The sequence below is a fragment of the Winogradskyella pulchriflava genome, assembly GCF_042434315.1.
GTDB lineage: Bacteria > Bacteroidota > Bacteroidia > Flavobacteriales > Flavobacteriaceae > Winogradskyella > Winogradskyella pulchriflava.
The window spans coordinates 155,290-175,420 of sequence record NZ_JBHLTQ010000002.1 but is presented as its reverse complement, the minus strand read 5'-3'; the positions used below and the strand labels follow the sequence as shown (position 1 = coordinate 175,420).

At 33.5% G+C, this 20,131-nt stretch carries 15 protein-coding genes; 10 read left to right on the top strand and 5 right to left on the bottom strand.

The genetic code is table 11. The annotated features are described in order from the left end of the window. Positions 1 to 13: 13 nt before the first annotated feature. From ACFFGA_RS05925 to ACFFGA_RS05905, 5 genes are all read right to left on the bottom strand, one after another. Complete coding sequence (locus ACFFGA_RS05925) at positions 14 to 1,078, bottom strand: nucleotidyltransferase family protein (protein ID WP_386061085.1); 1,065 nt, start codon at positions 1,076 to 1,078, stop codon at positions 14 to 16. Positions 1,079 to 1,108: 30 nt separating this feature from the next. Continuing rightward, entirely contained in the window at positions 1,109 to 2,248 is a 1,140-nt protein-coding gene (locus ACFFGA_RS05920) for a hypothetical protein (RefSeq protein WP_386061082.1), read from the bottom strand. Positions 2,249 to 2,266: 18 nt separating this feature from the next. Next, positions 2,267 to 2,428, bottom strand: coding sequence for a hypothetical protein (locus ACFFGA_RS05915; protein ID WP_386061079.1), 162 nt, complete (start codon positions 2,426 to 2,428; stop codon positions 2,267 to 2,269). 199 nt (positions 2,429 to 2,627) lie between these two features. Next, positions 2,628 to 5,624 carry a DUF8693 domain-containing protein gene (locus tag ACFFGA_RS05910; protein ID WP_386061076.1) on the bottom strand — a complete coding sequence of 999 codons (2,997 nt, stop codon included), beginning with the start codon at positions 5,622 to 5,624 and terminating at the stop codon, positions 2,628 to 2,630. A gap of 215 nt (positions 5,625 to 5,839) precedes the next feature. Continuing rightward, positions 5,840 to 8,308 (bottom strand): DUF8693 domain-containing protein, encoded by a 2,469-nt coding sequence (locus ACFFGA_RS05905; protein ID WP_386061073.1) that lies wholly within the window; start codon positions 8,306 to 8,308, stop codon positions 5,840 to 5,842. A 259-nt stretch (positions 8,309 to 8,567) separates the two neighbouring features. On the opposite strand from ACFFGA_RS05905, the gene ACFFGA_RS05900 reads away from it, so the two are divergent. From ACFFGA_RS05900 to ACFFGA_RS05855, 10 genes are read left to right on the top strand one after another with little or no spacing between them, the layout of a single operon-like run. Next, entirely contained in the window at positions 8,568 to 9,101 is a 534-nt protein-coding gene (locus tag ACFFGA_RS05900; RefSeq protein ID WP_386061070.1) for a serine O-acetyltransferase, read from the top strand. Beyond that, positions 9,101 to 10,393, top strand: coding sequence for an oligosaccharide flippase family protein (locus tag ACFFGA_RS05895; protein WP_386061067.1), 1,293 nt, complete (start codon positions 9,101 to 9,103; stop codon positions 10,391 to 10,393). Before ACFFGA_RS05900 ends, ACFFGA_RS05895 begins: the two co-directional genes overlap by 1 nt. Beyond that, complete coding sequence (locus ACFFGA_RS05890) at positions 10,390 to 11,541, top strand: glycosyltransferase family protein (RefSeq protein ID WP_386061065.1); 1,152 nt, start codon at positions 10,390 to 10,392, stop codon at positions 11,539 to 11,541. The genes ACFFGA_RS05895 and ACFFGA_RS05890 overlap by 4 nt, the downstream gene beginning before the upstream one ends. Before the next feature lie 10 nt (positions 11,542 to 11,551). Further along, entirely contained in the window at positions 11,552 to 12,577 is a 1,026-nt protein-coding gene (locus tag ACFFGA_RS05885) for a sugar-transfer associated ATP-grasp domain-containing protein (RefSeq protein WP_386061062.1), read from the top strand. 2 nt (positions 12,578 to 12,579) lie between these two features. Continuing rightward, on the top strand, positions 12,580 to 14,502 hold the full coding sequence (gene asnB, locus ACFFGA_RS05880; protein ID WP_386061059.1) for an asparagine synthase (glutamine-hydrolyzing): 1,923 nt from the start codon (positions 12,580 to 12,582) through the stop codon (positions 14,500 to 14,502). After that, positions 14,495 to 15,634 (top strand): CapA family protein, encoded by a 1,140-nt coding sequence (locus tag ACFFGA_RS05875; RefSeq protein WP_386061057.1) that lies wholly within the window; start codon positions 14,495 to 14,497, stop codon positions 15,632 to 15,634. The genes asnB and ACFFGA_RS05875 overlap by 8 nt, the downstream gene beginning before the upstream one ends. A 1-nt stretch (position 15,635) precedes the next feature. Then, positions 15,636 to 16,724, top strand: coding sequence for an ATP-grasp domain-containing protein (locus tag ACFFGA_RS05870; RefSeq protein WP_386061054.1), 1,089 nt, complete (start codon positions 15,636 to 15,638; stop codon positions 16,722 to 16,724). After that, positions 16,721 to 17,884, top strand: a complete 1,164-nt coding sequence (locus tag ACFFGA_RS05865; RefSeq protein ID WP_386061052.1) for an O-antigen ligase family protein — start codon at positions 16,721 to 16,723, stop codon at positions 17,882 to 17,884. Before ACFFGA_RS05870 ends, ACFFGA_RS05865 begins: the two co-directional genes overlap by 4 nt. After that, positions 17,844 to 18,977: a glycosyltransferase family 4 protein gene (locus ACFFGA_RS05860; protein ID WP_386061049.1), complete on the top strand. Its 1,134-nt coding sequence runs from the start codon at positions 17,844 to 17,846 to the stop codon at positions 18,975 to 18,977. The genes ACFFGA_RS05865 and ACFFGA_RS05860 overlap by 41 nt, the downstream gene beginning before the upstream one ends. Beyond that, positions 18,964 to 20,130 (top strand): glycosyltransferase, encoded by a 1,167-nt coding sequence (locus ACFFGA_RS05855; RefSeq protein ID WP_386061046.1) that lies wholly within the window; start codon positions 18,964 to 18,966, stop codon positions 20,128 to 20,130. The genes ACFFGA_RS05860 and ACFFGA_RS05855 overlap by 14 nt, the downstream gene beginning before the upstream one ends. Position 20,131 lies beyond the last annotated feature (1 nt).

Genomic DNA, 20,131 nt, shown 5'->3' with positions numbered 1-20,131 from the left:
ATCACAAAAAAGTTTAAATATTATTCAAAACGGACTTAAAATACTTGTAAACACGCTTTCTGTCATTAAATACAGCCTTTCTATAGGCTTGATTACTAACAAAAAACGGAACACGCCTTAGCAATAATCCTAAAAAATTAAACAAATTCAAAGCTTTATTCCAGAATTTATAAAATTTAAGATGCTTTAGCTTAAAACGGTAAAATGCTGTTGAAAAATTTGTGCGGACATCAAAGGTTTTACCAATATCTTCAAAAAACAAGCCCGTGATATTAAAATAACTCTTAAAAACAGAGTCGCGATACTTACCCTTTTTAAAATCTTGTTGCCTTAGCAATACCACAGTGTCATAAGCAGACCTAAAACTAATACTGTTGTGCAGTTTTCCATTATCATTTATTTGATAATTCAAAATGTTATGCCTCAAAAGATGATCCATTGAAGGAATAGGCACCTTGTGTTGCGCTTGCTTTTCAAGCAAAACATTAGCATTAATAAGAGCCTTGTCTTTATATGAAACAAATAATTTTTCATGCAATTCTACAGCACTAATGTGTTGTTTTGTTTTTAATCGAGGCAAATGCTTGTGTCCAAAAAAAGAATACCCTAAAGTCTGCGAGATAGGATAATACCCATTGTTTTTTAGCAAGTCAAAGGCAAGTTCAGTCTGGTTGGTATTAATAAGAATATCAATATCACCAATCATACGTTCCGCGATGTCTTCAAAAGTTCCTGAAAGTAATAATGCTGTACCTTTTAAAAACACATGCTCTATAGTGTTTTGATGGAGCAAAGCAGATAAAGAATGTGCCTGCTCTATTATAGATGCGTTTCGGTTTCGGTTTATGGCTGTTAGTTCCTCTAAGTAAGTATGGAGTTCTTCTGGTAAGACATGAAGCAGGCTTTTAGACTTTAACCGACAATAAAGTGCGGGTAAAACCAAATGCTTACTACCCTCAATAACAATAGCGTCCCAATTAAAATTAGGATCACTTAAACGTTGTTCTAACTCAGAATTTGTGGTTTCAAAACTCAGGATATCTGCAATATGTTGGTATGTAAGGGCTAGATGATCCATATTATTTTAAATAAAACTCTAATATAAGTATTATTGGTCGGCTTTAAAGGTGTTAAAAATTGTAGATACGGTTGCTAGGACACTATCCGTATCACTATAAGTTAATTGAAATAATTGAGTAGCGCTTAACCAATCCAAAAATTGCGCAGCATGTTCAGGGTTTGGTGACAACCATGAATCAGGTATCATAGTTTCTAAAATTTCCTTAATAGATATAGGTTCTAAACGCGTTGCTGCTTCAGCTTTATAATTTACCATGATGATAGCCTTACAAGGATAGTGAGATCTTGCAGGTGTAGGACATGGTATATATTTTAGAGGGCCTTTAGTGGTATTAAACAGTGTGGTTGGTAAACTATCAAAATCTGTAATTAAGGTTTGTAATGTACTAAAAGCTCCCGCTTTAATGGATATAGCAGAAGGGTTATGGTAAATATGACGGTTTTCTGAAAGCATAGGCGAAACATCATCAGCCAATAATTCAAAACCATTGGCAGCCAGTAGGGCGCACAACGTACTTTTGCCTTTTCCGGATTTGCCAATAAATAAAATTGAATTAGAACCATCTGAGATTGTTGACCCATGGAAAGTGCCTACCCAATCAGATTCCTCGTTATCATAAATAGTCGTGAGCAACTGCATTACAAATTTGCCTTGCAATAAATGATAATCGCGTTTAGGAACTGATGTAATCAACTGAGCATTCTTAAATAAACAAAGACGGTCAGTGTCTATATAGACATCAAAAACAACCTGTGCATTTTCGGTTTCTGCTGAGACTTCCATATGAGCCAACGCAGGATGAATGGTTTTCTGTACAAGATCGGTATCAAAATGAATTTGAATCCCTTTACCGTTAATACGATACTGTTTGGTGATGTTACGATGAGAGGCCTTAAACTTTGGGCAAAATTCCTCGGGTAATGTTTTAACGACATTACAATTTTGCAAATATGTGTTAAGGTTATGGGCAATAAGACTTGGATCAGATGTAGAATCAAGCTTTAAGAGAGTAGCTTTATACGCATCTAAGGAATCGGATTGAAAATAATAATCTAAAAGTGTTTTGAATTCAGAACCAACAATACTATAGTTGTTAGATTTAGAGTACCATAATAACCAATACGGACCAAACAGCCGTTGATGAGATGGTGCTAAGTCATTATTCAAAATATAACTAGGAAATTATTAATCGAAAGGATTCCCTCCTGGATCTGGTGGAGAAGACGTTTGCGCTTTAAGTGGGTTTAAAATCACGAAAGTTCCTACAGCTGTTAATGCGGCATACTTGCCCATTTTTTTAATAGCATCCTTACGTGTGATTTTATCTGTATGGTTTTCTTTCTTCATGGCACTAGCCTAAATTTGGTTCAAAAATAATAAAATAATTTATTTATCAATAGTAAATGTAAAAAGCTTTAATCAAAAATAAAAGTTTTACATTTTTATAATTGAGGCTTTTTAGTTTAATTTTCAATCTAATATACTGCAATTAAACTAAAAAACCTCAATTTTCCAACATACTTACCTAAGTATTTGGTTATTAGTTTTATTTTAAAATAACTTTCTCTACTCTGTTACTATTACCACTAGATAACTTAACGATATAAACACCAGTATAAAGTGTGTGGGCATCTATAGTTTGTAATCCAGATTGGTTATTAAGTTGTTGAGTAGTCACTAAACGGCCTTGAATATCATAAACATAAGCTGTAGTATCTTCTGTTAACTGTCCTGCTATAACAATCGTACGGTCAGTTTGGTTGGTATAAATAGTCAACTCATCTAAACGCGTATCTGCAGTAGATAAAGCGCTATTTGCTAATCTAAGATAAAAACGTCCTGTACCATTCAAATCGGTAGATGGTGTTAAAACATAATCAGCAGAATTCAATAAAGTAGAAGTATTTGCAAACGTATCATCCAAATAAACACTAATACCATCTGGTAAGGTGCTTGTATTGATGCTAAATGTAAGTTGTTCTCCTTGATTAGAATTTACTCCTAAAGGAATAGTAACATCAGACATATCATCCACTGATAAAGAATTAATAGCCATAGCTCTACCAGTATTATCTTCTACTAAATGAGAATACAATAAGTGCTCAGAAGTAAAAGCATCTAAAGTAGCGGCATCATAACCAGGATCTAAACCTCTGCTAGAATTGTTATTAAAATAAAAATTAGTGGTTTCACTGTTTGTGCCAGTAAGTTCTAGCTTTAAATGATAATTTTCATTTGTTGTGCGGCCTTCAATAAAATCGTCATTACCTGTAGTAATTCGCATATCGGCAGGAAAACCGTCATTTCCTGCAAAAACTACTGAACCTGCATTACCAGAAAGATCTCCTGGGCCTGCGGCCACAAAAAAGGCCTGACCAGGTGCAATATTTAAGCTGTTGTTAGCGGAACTGTTAATGATAGTAAAATTATTTACAGTAGCTTCACTACCAGAGTAAGTACCACTGTTGTAGCCGTATATGGCTACAGCTTCAGAGTCTAATATAGCGCTATTTGCAGTTAACCAAGCTTGCGCATCAACATAACTGGCAAATGGATTACCAATTAAATTCCATTGCGATCCGCCTGTTAATGGATTAGTAAGCATAATGCTCTGATTAGCTTGTAACGGAATACCTGTAAAAGTAAGGTTTTCACCGGTTGTGGTAGCTGCTCTATAACCTTTGGCTATTTCAAGAACATCAGTACTGTTAGAGTCGTAATTTTCGTAAGCAGGAACTAACGAAGTGTTATTATAAGGTCCAAAAGCATAAGTCGTTACAATTGTAGTCTGTGAAGCTAATTTCGTAGAGTTAGCAGGTGACCCTTGCGTTAAAAACGTATCAAAGGTTAATCCACCCAACACGGTCGGATGTAAAGGCACAGAAATAAGATCATTGCCTCCGGTACCTGTAGCTCCTGTACCTACAGTATTGGTAAAACGATGATAGTTTATGGTACCTATAATAGTACCATTAGAAATTAAACTTGAGTAACTAGAAGACGTAGATTCTAAAGTTAAACTATTAGAAGTCAATGTAAAAATAGGGTCTATGATAATATTGGCTCCTGGCTTTACAACCATATTATTAATTGCAATATCTGTAGTTACAGTATAAGTACCACTGAGCACCAAAGCATCCAATGCAGCAGTTGCTGCGGATGGAGCTGCTGGGTTCCAAACTCCGTCAACAAAAACTAAACCATTATAAATTCCTTTTATTGTGAAGTTATCAAACTCAATAACGTCACTTCCACCATTAAGAGTTCCTGTTAATATTAATCCTATAGTATTAGCACCATCTGCTACAGGAACAGAAATAGTTCCGTTTACACCAGGAGAAGAATCAGGGTCATTAAAATATTCAACTTGTCCTTGCCCAACACCATCAATAACAATTTCATATTCACCGGTTTCAGCGTTAGCAAAAGCATGATAATCAAAACTTACTACCAAAGATGTGAAATCAGATACATCTACAGATTCAAATGTAAAAGTATAAGGAGCCAATGATGGTTCACCAGACTCACCTTCTAAATCTCTACCAAATACGGTGTTGCCAGAAAAATTAATATTGTTAGACGAAGCTGCTTGTATAAATAAACCTTCACTAGGTGTAGAAGGATCTACAAAAAGTTGAGATTCAATATCATTATTCCATTTAGGATTAGTATTGTCAAAATCTTCAATAAAAATTACTATTGAAGGATCAGGATCATTATCAGCAATCGTTAAATCAAAACTAGAGTTAGCTCCAGCTGCAGCACTATTTCCTCCTGAAATATTTTGAATGCTAAACGTTAAGGTTTCGTCACCTTCATAAAAAGCATCATCTGTAATAGTGACAGTTAGAGTCTCATTTGTAGAAGAACCAGCTGGGAAAGTAACACTTTGAGTTGAGTAACTATTAATATCTGCCGCTTCACCTGCTGTAAGTACTACATCAAAAGTAGTGGCATTAGTTGCATCTTCATTTGTTATGGAAAACGTTAAATCATAGGTGCCATCAGCCTCACCAACTGTAGCTGATGCAGATGTAAACTGTACTTGTGTATTAGTTGTAGCAGCTTCAGCTGTCAAAACTAAGTCCTGTAACCTAACGCCTCGACCAGAACTTCCGGTGTTGGAGATTTTTATAACTACTGTAGAACTGAGAGTATTTAAAGTAAAACTTCCTCCATTGATATAAGAAGAACCAGTTGTTGTCGGAGAAGTTTCTGTTTGTGTATAATTAGTTCCACCATCAAAAGAAATTTCTATTAATGCTTGATTATGACTTCCGGTACCAAATGAAGCAACAGATAAAGAGAATTCCGCTGAGCTATAAGCAGATAAATCTATTGAAGATGTTATAATTTCGTCACTTGTACCTCCAGCATCAACTAGCCAATAACTTCCGCGATCAATAGCATTAGTTGTAACATTATTATTAAATGTCCAACCCGCTGGAGCAGAACCACCGCCTGCATGATCAAATATCGTTGTCTGCCCAAAAGCAAAACCGCAAATTAAAAGTGCTATTAAACCAAAGTAATTTTTTTTCATATTAAAAACGTATTTTTTTTAAGATTATCTACTTTACAAAATAAAGGTCAGCAAAGTTACTAAAACTTAGGGCTAAATTATAATTTTAATATTAACAAACAGTTAATCTCTAGTATAAGACACAACACAACCCAATAATGTCACTATAGGTGTAAACATAAAAAAGCGCATCCTTTTCAAGATGCGCTTTACAGTTTTAAAGAGGTGTTAATAAGTTACCTAATAATCACCTTCTGCGTTTGTGCTTGTGTAGCATTACGTAAGCTTACAACATAAACACCAGCAGAAAAGGCATCCACAGCAATGGTGTGCAACTGGTTGTTGGTGGTAAAAGATTCCTCATGTACCAATCGTCCATGTAAATCATAGATTTTTGCCGTAGTGGTGTCGTCAAAGTTTCCGTGTATATGCAATGCTTTTGGCGAAGCTGTAGTATAAATTTTAAAACCATTAAAATCATGGTCATCATCAGACAAAGCCTGCTCAGTAAATCTAATGTAAAAACGACCAGTACCATTTAGGTCCGAAATTGGTGTAATCACATAATCAGAAGAATTTAAAAGCGTCGTAGTGTTATTCAAAATATCATCCAGATAAACATTTACAGAACTATCTAGAGTGGTTTCACGAATACTAAACGTTAGTTGTTCACCTTGATTAGCATTCACTCCTAAAGGAATGGTAACATCTACTAAATCATTAGGATGTAAGGCCTGTAAAGCTATTGGCTGTCCTGTATTGTCTTGCACCAAATTAGAGTAAAGTGCAAAAGCTGGTGCAGTACTTCCTAGCATGATAGCGTCATAACCATGGTCGGCTCCTAGACTGGCATTGTCATTAAAATAAAATTCCGTGTTATACCATTTGTTAGAGGTGCTAATGCCTAAATCTAAAAACGTCAATAAACTAGCATCACGGCCAGCTATAAAATCATCTCCAGAACCTGTTCGTCGCATCGCATTATTAAATACAAGATCAATAGTTGCAGAATCGTCTGTATCTGCAGGTACAAGAAACCCTTGTCCTGGTGCCATTAATCGTGTTCCGGCATTTGCCAGGGTAATAACATCCCAAATCGGGCCATCTGGCGCAATTGTACGACCAGCATAGGCGTAAATACCAGTGTTAGGATAAAAGATATCAATATTATCTTTACCAGGTGTAGCAGTTTCCTGGCTTAAAAAATCACCAATATGAACATAAGATGGGTAAGGATTACCAATAAGGTTCCAATCCGGATACGTTGTACCAGAATAATCAATATCAACTAAAACATCACCAGTGGCAACAGTACCTGTAAAGGTTAATGTTGTGCCAGCATCTGTAGCTGCTCTGTAGCCTGTTCCTGCAGTTAAAGTAGCAACATCGGTATCGGTATAGGTAATATAAGACTCAGATACTTTGTCAAACGGACCAAAAGTATAAGTCGTAGGACTCGTATTGCCATCATCCATTAAATCTGCTGCATTGGTTCCAGAAGCCAAGAAAGCTGACCAACTTTGCCCATTTACTGGTGGTGCTATAAGATCTTTACCATTGGCGTCAGAGTTGACATAGCGCTTATAGCTTACACTGCCTGCAATTGTGCCGTCTAAAATTAAACTCGAAAAAGCACTAGAAGTAGAATCTAAAGTCAAGCCATTCGTTACAGTTAAGGTATAGCCTGAGTTCACTTTTATAATGCCGCCACCTTCAACAGTAACAGACTTTACGGTAACGTCATCGTCGATTTCTAATGTAGCACCACTTTTAACAGTGATGTCAGAACCTACTATATCTCCTCTTAGACGTAATACTCCTGAGTTAACAGTAGTCGTTCCAGTATAAGAATTATCACCAGAAAGTGTAACTGTACCAGTACCTTCCTTAATAAGATTATTAGGTTTCACTGTAGTGGCTGAGTTAGCTTCAAAGCCGTTTCGTAAAGTACTGGTTACAATAAATGAACCATTACTACCTCCAAGTTCTATAGAGCCAGTTGCGGTAAGACTTGCATTTTTCCAATACATATCGTTACCACCACCACTTGATTGATTCCAAATTACAAAACTTTCAATGTTATCATCAGTTGTACCTGCTAATAGCACATCTCTGGTTTCAGCTCCATTACTACCTGTAATGGTTGCTATAATTCTATTCGGAGTCACTAATTTAAATTTAAAAGTAACATCTTGACCTGGCGTAGAAAACCCATTGATAGTACCTGAAGCAGCACCAAACCAATTACCATCTTTATTAATTTGAAGTTTTAAGCGATTAGCATCTTGATAGTTTGCAAAGCCAGAATTAATAGGGTTACCATTAAAAGAAATACCAGCATTACTATTATTAAAAAAACTACTAGAGTTACCCACGTATGCCGTAATCGTAAACTCATCACCAACCCTTAAAGGTCTGACTGTTGCAGAACTATTCGAGCCGTTAGCCGTAAAGGTTCTAAAAAGGGCAACACCAGGATCTCCAGTGTAGCCTCCACCTGAACCATTTGCATACGTGCCTAATTCAGTAGCACTGTTATTATAACCACCTGCAAAATAACTGCCATTGGTGTGTATGGTATGTATGGCATTAAAATTACCGGTTTGCATCGTGTACGTTTCTTGAGCATTAACCCTCGTATGCCCATAAACAAATACCGCAATTGTAAAAAGAGATATTTTAAGTGTTGTGTAAAAGTGTTGCATAGATTATAGTGTTTATAAGTTAGTCGTTTGTTGTTGTAATAAGTAAAGATAAGCGAGTTTTATTTAAAACAAATAACGCAAACGTTTTCGTGTTGACAAATTAATAAATTTATTCAAATAACCTTTGATAAAAAGCCATAAATAAACTTTAGCAGTTTACTTTAAATCCAAATAAGCATTGATAGTCTTGGATTTATTTTAGCTTTGCAATTAATGAAATAATTTATAGCTGTAAGTATAGTAGGTCAGTTTATTGTATATGTCTAGTTTTAAGGATACATTAAAAAAAATAAAGAGAGATCACCCTAAACCTAATGCAACGATTTGGGATTGTCTAATTACAATGTTTATTAATCCCAGTTATAATGTTTTATTTAATTATAGGTTAGGTCAGTATTGGTATACATCTAATTTTAGAATCTTTAAATTAATGGCTTCTAGAATGAGAATGAAGCTTATATTTAAAAGAAATTGTGATATATCTTATTTGGCTAAAATTGGTGAAAAATTAAAGCTTGTCCACCCAGTAGGTGTTGTTATTGGTGAAAGTGAAATTGGTGACAATGTTATAATTTTTCAAAATGTTACTTTAGGAAGTGACGGTAAAAAGGGTAAAGAAAAAAGCTATCCTAAAATAAAGGATAATGCTATAATATATTCAAATGCAGTTATTCTAGGCGGTATTACCATCGGACACAACGCAATAGTAGCAGCTAGTTCTGTAGTTAATATTGATGTGCCAGATAATATGGTTGCAATAGGAGTTCCCTGTAAAATAGTAGAAAAATCTTAATGACGAGACTTTTAAAAGATGTTTTTAGTGTTAGTGCTTCTAAAGTTTTAATGACTGTTTTTGGCTTAGCAACTTCAATAATAATTGCCCGTTCACTTGGACCTGAAAAAAATGGTGTTATAGCTGCTTTATTAGTATATCCATCGTTATTTATTTCGTTTGGATCCTTGGGTGTTAGGCAATCAACTGTTTATTTTTTAGGAAAAAAAATTTATACTGAGAAAGAAATTAAAACAGCCATTACTCAAATTTGGTTTTTTACCTCAATAATAAGTGTTCTCTCCTGTTTTTGTCTAATAAGTTATTTTAGTAATGAAGGAGAGGATATATGGTTAGTGCTCTTAGCAATTTCACCTATTACATTTAATCTATTTAATACATATAATACAGGTATTTTTTTAGGAAGAAACGATGTTGCTTCTTTTAGTAAAGTAAATTGGATTCCTTCATTCGTTATCTTATTTTTAACTGTCATTTGTGTACTTGTTTTAAAATTAGATATTAAAGGCTATTTCTTTGCCTTAATTGGTGGTCCAATGGTAGTGTCGCTTATACTTTTTAATAAGAATAAGTTTTTGTCTTTTTTTACCTTAAACTTCAATTGGTTAATTATAAAAAAAATGATTTCTTTAGGAGTAGTGTATGCTTTAGGGCTATTGATTGTAAATCTAAATTTGCGAGTTGATGTTATTTTACTTGATAAATTGTCAACGCCATATGAGGTAGGTATATATTCAAAAGGTACTAGTCTGGCTGAGTATTTGTTGCAAGTTCCTCTTTTTCTTAGTGCTATTATATTTGCAAGAAGTGCTGTCGCAAAGAACGATAAGCTTTTTTCAGTTAAAATAACACAGCTATTAAGATTATCTTCAATGATAACTATTATAGGGTCAGTTGTATTGTTATTGTTGTCTAATTATATAATATTAGGTCTATTTGGGGCTGATTTTTTTGAAAGCGGTCGTGTTCTAAAATTTTTAACACCAGGTATTTTGTTTCTCACAATTTTTACTGTTTTAAATATGGATATAGCAGGCAAAGGCAAGCCATGGCTTGCAGTTAAGGCAATGGTTCCTGCTTTAATTATAAATATTATACTTAATCTTGTTTTGATTCCAGATTATGGCTCTTCTGGTGCTGCATTATCATCTACTTTTAGTTATTTTATAGCGTCTTTATTATTTTTAATACTATACAGTAGAGAAACGAAAATTCCGATAAAACAAATAATTATGATTAAAAAAACTGATTTTATAGTTTTCAAAGATTTAATCAAAAAATTAAAGCAATGAAGATAGTTTTTTTAATATCAAGTGTAGGTCATGGTAAGGGAGGGCATTTTCATGATTTAAATACTATTGCAAACGAGTTAGGTATAAATAATGATGTTTTTATAATCAATTTAGGATACAGAAAATCTGATGTATTTGATTCAAGAAATTATAATACTTTTTTTGTAAAATTTAATGGTTACAATTTTTTTAAAGCCCTAGGAAGTATTAAGTCTTTAACAAAAAAAATAAATCCTGATGCTATAAATGCTTTTGATTTAGAAAGTTTTGCTTTTAGTAGATTAATTTCATTGAAGTTCAATCAACAGAACTATTTAACGAAATGTGGAGGACCTAATCCTAAAAGATATTTTCCTCAAGCGGATAACTTAGTATTGGTCAGTGATGAAAATTTAGATTATTTCAGACAAAGAGACAGATACAAAAATACCGAAGTCATTTTAATTCCCGACAGAGTAGCAAAAGTCAATTTGGACTATACAAGAATTAACGATTTTAAAGCCAAACATAACCTTACAAAACATACCATTTTAAGAATAAATAGAATAGGAAAACATTATCATAAAACTATGATTCAAAGTGTTAATCTATTGAAATGGTTAGCTAATAAAGGACTTGATGTAAAATTAGTAATATTAGGTACAATTCAAAATGAGGAAATTTTAAATTCTGTTCTAGAGCATATAAGATTGAATAATCTAGAAAACAAAGTTATAGTTGAAACTTCAGATGTTTTTACACATAACGCAAGTGAACTTGTAGATATTGGTGATGCTATTATTGGTACAGGACGTAACTTTATGGAAGCTTCTAGTCTCAATAAATTAGTTTTTGTACCATACAATGAAGGTGAATATCCTCTTTTGGTTAATAATTCAAATTTCAATGAAATTTTGGCTTCAAACTTTTCACCTCGTACAAAAGTCAAAGACTTTAACTCTGAAATTAATTTGAATAATATTTTTCAAGCATTTACAGACCAAGATTCACAAAATTCAATAAAGTGGTTTGAACAATATTTTGACGTGGCAAATGGAGCTTTAAAATATGAGAAATTGTATCAGAATAACTTTAATAAAAAGCCTGTTAAATTAATTGATACCTTAACTAATATTTTATATGCTATTAAAACATTTGTTTTAAAATAGATAGTCCTTAATGAAATTTACATATTATAAATACCGTGCTAAATTAAATATTGTCAAAAAAGACTTAAGGGATAAATTTCCGTTGTCTTTTTTCAAAAAACTCAGCTTGTGGAAAAAAGGATTTTTGGCAGAAAAATATGTACTCTATCAATTAGATAAGCACAATTATAAAGATTATCTAAGTGATTACAACACCTCAATGGCAAGGTGGATTAACGAGCCCTTTAATGAAATACTCACAAATAAGTTCATTTTCTCACAATGTGTTGGCAAATACATTAAAGTGCCAGAAACCTACGGAATTTTTATAAATGGACATTTTTCGTCACATAGCAATAAGACTTTAGATGATTTAATGGATGCCATGACGATGTTTGTGGTAAAAATTGTTTCAGGCGGTGGTGGCAAGGGAGTTTATATTATCCAAAAAGAAAATGACAATCAGTATATTCTAAATAACAAAACAAGGTACAGTCATAAAGAACTGCACCAATTGTTTAAAACGTTAAACAATTATATTTTTACGGAGTATATAGAACCTGGCGATTTTTCAAAATCCTTAAACCAAGCCTCAGTCAATACCATGCGTGTGGTCACTATGATAGACCCAAAAACAAACAAGGCTTTTATAGCTAGAGCAGTACAGCGAATTGGTGTTGAAGCTTCAGCTCCACAAGATAATTTTACAAAAGGTGGATTAAGTGCAGCTATAGATTTAGATACAGGAACATTGAGCGATTGTACAACCCATCCAAAAACTAAAAAACATATAAGATATACCCATCACCCAGATACAAACATTAAAATTGAGGGTGTAACAATACCCAACTGGCAATCCATTAGGGAGCAAATAATTAATGCAGCCAATAACTTACCAATGCTAAAGATTATAGGTTGGGATTTTGTAATTGCCAAAGAGGGATTGGTTGCTATTGAAGGTAATCACCACCCAGACCCAGATGTACTACAAGGGCACGAACCTTTATTAATAGACGAACGTATTAAAGCGTTCTATAATTATTATAAAATCATTTAGCTATGTGTGGTTTTACAGGTTTTATAAATTTAGAAGGACAACCGCTTAATAGTCGTGTGCTAAAAGCAATGACAGATATTCAGGAGCATCGTGGTCCTGACGACCAAGGTATGGTGGGCTTTTCTTTGTTTAAGGATACTAAAGTTAATGTTATTGATGGGCAAACAGATGAGTTTAGCCACCTTAATGCTGGGATTGGTTTCAATAGACTTTCCATTCTAGACCTGTCACAAAAAGGACACCAACCCATGATTTCCAATTGTGGTAACTATATATTAGCGTATAATGGTGAAACCTATAATGCATTGGCTTATAGAGACGAATTAATTGCCAAAGGTCATCCCATTAAAAGTAAAACTGACTCTGAGGTGTTATTATACCTCTATATCGAATATGGTATAGATAAAATGTTGGACATGCTCAATGGTATGTTTGCATTTATAATTGTAGATTTAAAGCAAAGTAAAAGCTTTATTGTAAGAGACCAATTAGGCATAAAGCCAATGTATATTTATAAAACATCAAAAATTGTGATGTTTTCTTCAGAAATAAAATCTTTTACTGAGCATCCTGAGTTTAAAGCAGAACTCAATACCAACCATCTCGATGAATATTTGTTATTCAGATATTGTGCACACGACAGAACATTATACAAAAATGTTGAGCAAGTGCCTCCAGGTCATTATTATGAGATTTCCAAAGACAGTGTAAAAGTTAAGGAATACTGGTCGTATAAAATGGTGGAAGAAAACAACATCAGTTTAAAGGATGCTGTCGAAGTGCTGGATGCAACTTTCAAGGAGAGTATTAAATCCCAATTATTGAGCGATGTGCTTGTGGGTTGTCAATTATCTGGTGGTGTAGATTCGTCATTAGTAACCACCTATGCCAGAGAGTTCTTTAATGCCAATATGGATACCTTTTCTATTGTGTTTTCAGATGCTAACTACTCTGAAGAAGAATTTATCAATTACGTTACCAATCATACCAATTCAGATTCGCATCGTTATCAATATTCCAACCAATATGCTTTTGAGAACTTTTTTAAGGCAACCTGGCATCTAGACCAACCGATTAGCATTCCAAACACTTTGGGAATTAAGCGACTTGCAGAAAGAGCAAAGGAGAATGTTACGGTTTTATTAAGTGGTGAAGGTGCAGATGAATTGTTTGGAGGGTATTCAAGATACCATGACTTATCCTGTCGTTTTAATATGAACCTAAAGGGATATTCTAAAGTGCCGCTCATTGGAAATAAGATTCAAAACAAATATAACTTAGGGCAAACACCCGAAGATTTTTTCATAATGAGCAGCTCTGCCATACAGTTACAAGATTATGATAAGTTTAGTGTTTCCAATAGTATTGAAGACGTAATTGCACAACGTAAAGCAGTGTTTCCAACGCAAGGCGATCTTATTAAAAGAGCTTCTGCATACGACTTAAAGACCTACATGGTAGATCTGTTAAATAGACAAGACAAAATGACGATGGCACATTCTGTAGAAAACAGAGTCCCTTTTTTAGATAAAAATATGGTGCAGTTGGTAGCCACTTTGCCTAGTGATTTATTGGTAAAAAAATGTAATGATTTAAGGTATTTAAATAAATCCAATACCTATACAAAACATATTTTAAAAGAGCTGGCAGTCAAGCGTTTTAATAAAGATTTTGTTTACCGAAATAAAAGTGGGTTTCCATTGCCGGTAAAAGACTTATTTTTGAAAACAGATATGTTCAATTTAATTGAAGATCAATTATTGCCAGGCATTAAAAGTAGGGGAGTTTTCAATTTTACTGAAGTATCTAAAATTTGGAACAAAAAAAATAAAGGGTTTTCTAAGAGCGATTTAAAAAACTTATGGATGTTTTTTGCCTTTGAAACTTGGGCGCAAACATTTTTAGATGGTAAATACAATGGTTAAACTTGTAATTGGAGGAGATATCTGTGCAACTAAAAGAGATGAAACAGCTTTTTTAGACGGTGATGCTTTGCAATTATTTTCAGATACCATGCCGATTGTAAAGTCGGCAGATTTAGCAATAGCCAATCTAGAAACACCATTAATTACAGAGGCAAGTCCTATAAAAAAAAGCGGTGCTGTTTTTGGTAACAATCCCAAGATATTAAAAGCTATTAAAGAGGGTGGTATTAGTTTTTTAAACCTTGCCAATAATCACATTTTAGACCATGGTGCCAAAGGGTTACAGACTACAATAAATGCTTTAAAAGAGTATGGGTTACATTATTCTGGTGCTGGTGAAACTATAGAACAGGCATCCCAACCTTTCTCAATAGAAATCAAAGGAAAAACCATTACAATATTAAGTTATGCAGAGCATGAGTTTTCAATTGCAGAGCATGGCAAATCAGGGGCTAACCCACTGGATATTATGGATTTTGTTGATAAAATACAGAACCTAAAACCTAAAAGCGACTTTATATTACTTTTATATCATGGCGGAAAGGAAAACTACAGTTTACCAACACCGCAACAACAAAAAACATGTCGATTTTTTATAGACCAAGGAGTCCATATGGTGGTATGTCAACACTCGCATATTGCTGGTGCTTTCGAAAATTATAACAAAGGAAAAATTTATTATGGTCAAGGTAACTTTGTGTTTGACCCTTATCCACTAAAACGAGATTGGTTATACAAAGGGTTTTTAATCCAAGTAGTGATTAATGAGGACAATTCTACCGATGTTGAATTATTACCTTACATTCATAAAAGTTTTTACGGTGATGAAATTGGGATTAGAAAAATGGATGCTCAGGAGGCAAAATCACTCTTAGATACTATTACCATACAAAATAACAAAATGAGTGAAAACCCAAATTATGTTCATGAAGAATGGTTGAAACTTTCTAAGGACCTAAAGAATACGTACCTCAGTATTTTAAATGGAAATGGAAGAGTCATGAGAAAACTAAATGAAAAATTTCCATGGCTTAATTTTGTATATAAAAATGAGAGAAAGCGTGTTCTGAAAAATGTTGTCACCTGTGAAACGCATCATGAACTTATTAAAACAATCTTAAAAGAGAAGTAGTATGAAAGGCAAACTAGTTCTAAAGATTAAAAAAATCATTTACTACTACTTTAATCTGTTCAATTATCGCGAAAAAAAAGCTATAGAGTCAGTAATCGATATTACCAGTAAACAGGAGCAGCAGTTTCAGGATTCTAAATTTACGGTTGGTATCTTAAAGGAGAAGTGGCACTTGCATAGCAATTTCATAAAGGCTTGTAACGAACTAAAAGTGTCGTATCAGGTTATAGATTTCTTTTCTAAGGATGGGTTAGAGGATTTAAAAGCGGCTCCAATAGATGTTTTAATAGCAAGACCATCTGTACAGTACACACCTTGGAAAGATATGTTTGATAATAGATTGAAACTTCTTAAAGATAATGGAACGGTACCTGTGTTTCCTAACTTTAATGCCTTGTGGATTTGGGAAAGCAAACTAAGAACAATAGATTTTCTAAAACTGAATAACTTACCTCATCCCAAATCGTATATTTTTTATGATATGCAGGAAGTCTTTAACTTCGCATCATCTTATACATACCCATTGGTATATAAAGCAAGCAGTGGGTCTGGTGCTTCAGGTGTTAAGATTCTTAATAGCGCTTCACAACTAAAAAGTATTACAAAAAAAGTATTTGGTAAAGGGGTAAGAAGTTATAGAAAACATAAGCTAGACAAAGAACATGGTTTTATTATTTTGCAAGACTATATTCGCGATGTTAAGGAATGGAGAATAATTAGAATAGGTGATTATTATTTTGGTTTCGAAAAATTAAAAAATGGAGAGTTTCACAGTGGGTCACAGAATTTTGGATATGGGATGCCACCAATAGAATGTTTAGAGCTCGTAAAAAACATTACAGAAACACACCTTTTTAAGTTTGTGTCCATTGATATATTCATCTCAAGTGAAAATGAATATTTTATTAACGAAATACAACCTTATTTTGGACAAAAGGACGACAGGGAGTTATTAGTGGTAAAGGGCAAGCCAGGAAGGTTAAGCTATAACCAAACGAACAATAGCTGGGATTTTGAAGAAGGCATGTTTTGCAAAAACAATCTATGCAATTTAAGATTGCAACAAATACTTAAAATTATAGATAATTGAGACTATTAATAATTCTCATAAAATGGGGTTTTCCACTTTTATTAGTAACGGACTTAAGTTCTGAGTTATTAGAAAGTACCTTTATTTTAAATATTTCCAGAACGTTAAGGTTAGTAATGTTGGTACTTATAGTTAAGGAGAATATTCTAAACTATAGTATCATTAAAAAGTTTCAGTTCTTTAGATTCTTTTTGTTTTTCTCTCTGGTTTTATTTTTTTACTTGTTCACGGATAGAGATTTTTTTGAAGGCTTTTGGTTGTATTCTAAAACTCTGTTTTGGATACTTGGAATCAACATACTCTTTGTATATGCCTATAAAAATGTATTTACCATAACGGACTTCATCAAGGTTTTAAAAAAGGTAGTGGTCGTAGCCTTTGTATTCACTATTATGTTTTACGTAACAGGTTATATTGAAACAGACTATAATGTGGCCTCATATTTAGTGTTGTTTATGTATCCATTTTTATTATGGAGCACCGATGGTTTTAAAAAGAATAAAATCTTTATAATTATTTCCGCACTGGCAATTCTTATAACTTTAAAGCGAGGTGCTATGATAGCGTTTGCAATTGGGAACCTGGTGTACTATCTTGGTAATCTTAAAACCGATTTTAGCTTTAAAAAGTTTTTTACAGGCTTATTGATTTTTCTTGCTTTGGGCTTTGCAGGTATATACATTTTTGAAAGTCAAAAAAGCACCATAGACGATCGCTTTTCTGAAGACCAATTTGACCCTGAAAACGAAAAGGCAGGCTCTGGCCGTGTTGGGATGTACACTAGATTGTACAACGAATGGTACTATTCAGATAACCACTTTTTTGGATTCGGAAATCAAGAGGATTCGCACAGAACTATTGGTAGAAGAACACATGCGCATAGTGATATATTTGGGTTTTTATATAATCATGGGATAGTGGGCATTATTCTCATTCTGATTTTATATATTAAGATATTAAAATTCTATTTTTCATACCGAAAATATGACAGGAAAAATGCTCCAATTATATTAACATTGTTTGTCATACTCATATTAGTAAATTTTTATTCGGGTATGTTTAAAACAACTGATGCAATATACTTTTTCGCATTACTACCATACTTACAATTAAGAAGAGATGCCATTAAACAAAGTACTTATAATCACCAACCCACTTAATCACGAAGGTGGTGTAGTTAATTATTACAATCTGTTTTTTAAGCATTTTGAGTCTGATACCATAGTCTTAAAACATGGCACTATTGGCTCAAGAGCATACCTCTTCTATTACCCAATACTAAAACGTCTATTATACCCTTTTTACTATTTATGGGATGTATTAGCGTATATATTAAGGCTAATAGGCGATAGAAAAATAAAAATCGTTCAGGTAAGCCCATCATTAATTCCAGTACCACTTATAAGGGATGGGTTATTAATTGTATTGGCAAAACTACTGGGTAAAAAAGTAGTGGTCTTTTACAGAGGGTGGAAATTACCAACCTACAATAAAATAGCAAATAGCAATATACAACGAAAGCTGTTCAACTGGGTGTATCAAAAAAACACCTTACAAGTAGTTTTGGCATCGGCATTCAAACAAGATTTAGTTAACCTCAAGCCCAAAAAGACTAATGAAATAGTAGTAACCACTACAGCCATTGATAAATCCCAAATAGTACAACCAAATAAAAACCTAGAACCAAATCCCATAAAAGTGCTGTTTTTAGGTAGAATCCAGGATTTAAAGGGAATAGAGGAATTGATGGATGCAATTATCGCTCTTAAAAATAAGGGACAACTACAGGCTTTTCAATTTTCAATAGTGGGTCACGAAAACAAATCAGGCTATACTCAAAAATTAAAAGACAAATTAAAAGCCAACGACATCCCTTCAGATAAAGTAAAGTTTTTAGGACGTATTACTGGTGAAGAAAAATACAAGCTATATGCTAACCATCATATTTATGTGTTGCCATCTTATACAGAAGGTTGCCCTAACAGTTTATTGGAAGCCTTGGCCTCTGGTCTGTTTTGCATCACCACTAACGTTGGTGCACTTGCGGATTTGGTTGTTCCAAAGGAAAACGGATTGTTTGTTAAAGTAAAGGATAGTGACGAGATATTAAGTGCCTTACAATACTGTGCAGATAATACCGATTTCAATAGCAGGAGAGAGGCTAATGCAGAGCACTATTCCAATACATTCGACATAAAAAAAATAACAAAGCTTTTTGAAGCAAAATACATAACCTTAATTGAAAAAAAGTAAACTATATCTCATTGGACCAACAGAATCTATTCTCACCAAACGTGGAAACAGATTTCCTAATATGGCGAGTTTCTTTAATGATGAAGGGGAAGACGTAGTGTACTATACGTCTAATTTTTACCATGCTGAAAAACGCTTTTTTTCAAAACAGGAAATTAAAGAGGCTAAACAAACCTTACCCTACACCTTAAAAGTACTCAATGTATTGGGCTATTATTCTAATGTGTCACCACGAAGAGTGCTTTCAAACTTTTTCTTTTCCTTGAAGCTCTTTTTTAGGTTACTGATTAAAGTATCTAAACATGATAGAATTTTGTTGCCTTCAAGACCTGTAGAGCTCATTTTTTTTATGGCAATGCTCAAAATCCTTAGAGGCGTAAAAATTTATTTAGACATTCAAGACGTATGGCCAGATGCTCTGGAAATTGAAAACAAAAAGAAGAAAAGAATATTTGAACTGTATTGCAACATGTTCTTAAAACCTTCGCTAAAGCATTATACGGGTGCACTGCATGTGGCACCATCGTTTAAGCTATGGTTAAGAAGATACTCCAAAAATACTCCTTCTGGTTTTGTGCCTTTAGGTTGGGAAAATAAAAGATGGGAAAAGGTCTCTGAAAAACAAACCAGCAGCGGGCCAATAACAAAGTTGGTTTGTGTAGCACAATTACAGCACCAAATAGATGTAATGCCAATACTAAAGGTATTAAAAAATAGAACAGACCTGCATTTAACGATACTTGGTGAAGACGGTACTGGCGAAAGATACAATGATGTTATAGACTTTATAAATCAAAATAACATTACTAATGTCGAGATTATAGGCAAAATTGAAAGAAATAAAATGATCGATTTTCTTCAGGATAAGCACATTGGAGTGTTACCAATGATAACCTCTTCTATTCCTAATAAAATATTCGATTATATGGCAGCAATGCTACCCATTATAGTGTTAGGAGATAATGATAGCGCTGATTTTGTTGTTCAAAATAACATTGGTTGGCAATGTAATTTTAATTCAGAAGATTTGGATGTACTTTTGCAAAGTCTAGGCAATGATGAGATACAATCTAAAAGAAAGCAAGTTGTTCTAGTTAGGGAAAAATATTCTCGTGATATTTTACATAGGAAAATTAAAAATTTAATGGCATAAA

What these genes read in the sequence shown, in the direction of transcription:
- ACFFGA_RS05925 (WP_386061085.1), bottom strand. Translation starts at nt 1,078, where the DNA reads ATGGATCATCTAGCCCTTACATACCAACATATTGCAGATATCCTGAGT.
- ACFFGA_RS05915 (WP_386061079.1), bottom strand. Translation starts at nt 2,428, where the DNA reads ATGAAGAAAGAAAACCATACAGATAAAATCACACGTAAGGATGCTATT.
- ACFFGA_RS05910 (WP_386061076.1), bottom strand. Translation starts at nt 5,624, where the DNA reads ATGAAAAAAAATTACTTTGGTTTAATAGCACTTTTAATTTGCGGTTTT.
- ACFFGA_RS05905 (WP_386061073.1), bottom strand. Translation starts at nt 8,308, where the DNA reads ATGCAACACTTTTACACAACACTTAAAATATCTCTTTTTACAATTGCG.
- ACFFGA_RS05900 (WP_386061070.1), top strand. Translation starts at nt 8,568, where the DNA reads ATGTCTAGTTTTAAGGATACATTAAAAAAAATAAAGAGAGATCACCCT.
- ACFFGA_RS05895 (WP_386061067.1), top strand. Translation starts at nt 9,101, where the DNA reads ATGACGAGACTTTTAAAAGATGTTTTTAGTGTTAGTGCTTCTAAAGTT.
- ACFFGA_RS05890 (WP_386061065.1), top strand. Translation starts at nt 10,390, where the DNA reads ATGAAGATAGTTTTTTTAATATCAAGTGTAGGTCATGGTAAGGGAGGG.
- ACFFGA_RS05885 (WP_386061062.1), top strand. Translation starts at nt 11,552, where the DNA reads ATGAAATTTACATATTATAAATACCGTGCTAAATTAAATATTGTCAAA.
- asnB (WP_386061059.1), top strand. Translation starts at nt 12,580, where the DNA reads ATGTGTGGTTTTACAGGTTTTATAAATTTAGAAGGACAACCGCTTAAT.
- ACFFGA_RS05875 (WP_386061057.1), top strand. Translation starts at nt 14,495, where the DNA reads ATGGTTAAACTTGTAATTGGAGGAGATATCTGTGCAACTAAAAGAGAT.
- ACFFGA_RS05870 (WP_386061054.1), top strand. Translation starts at nt 15,636, where the DNA reads ATGAAAGGCAAACTAGTTCTAAAGATTAAAAAAATCATTTACTACTAC.
- ACFFGA_RS05860 (WP_386061049.1), top strand. Translation starts at nt 17,844, where the DNA reads ATGCCATTAAACAAAGTACTTATAATCACCAACCCACTTAATCACGAA.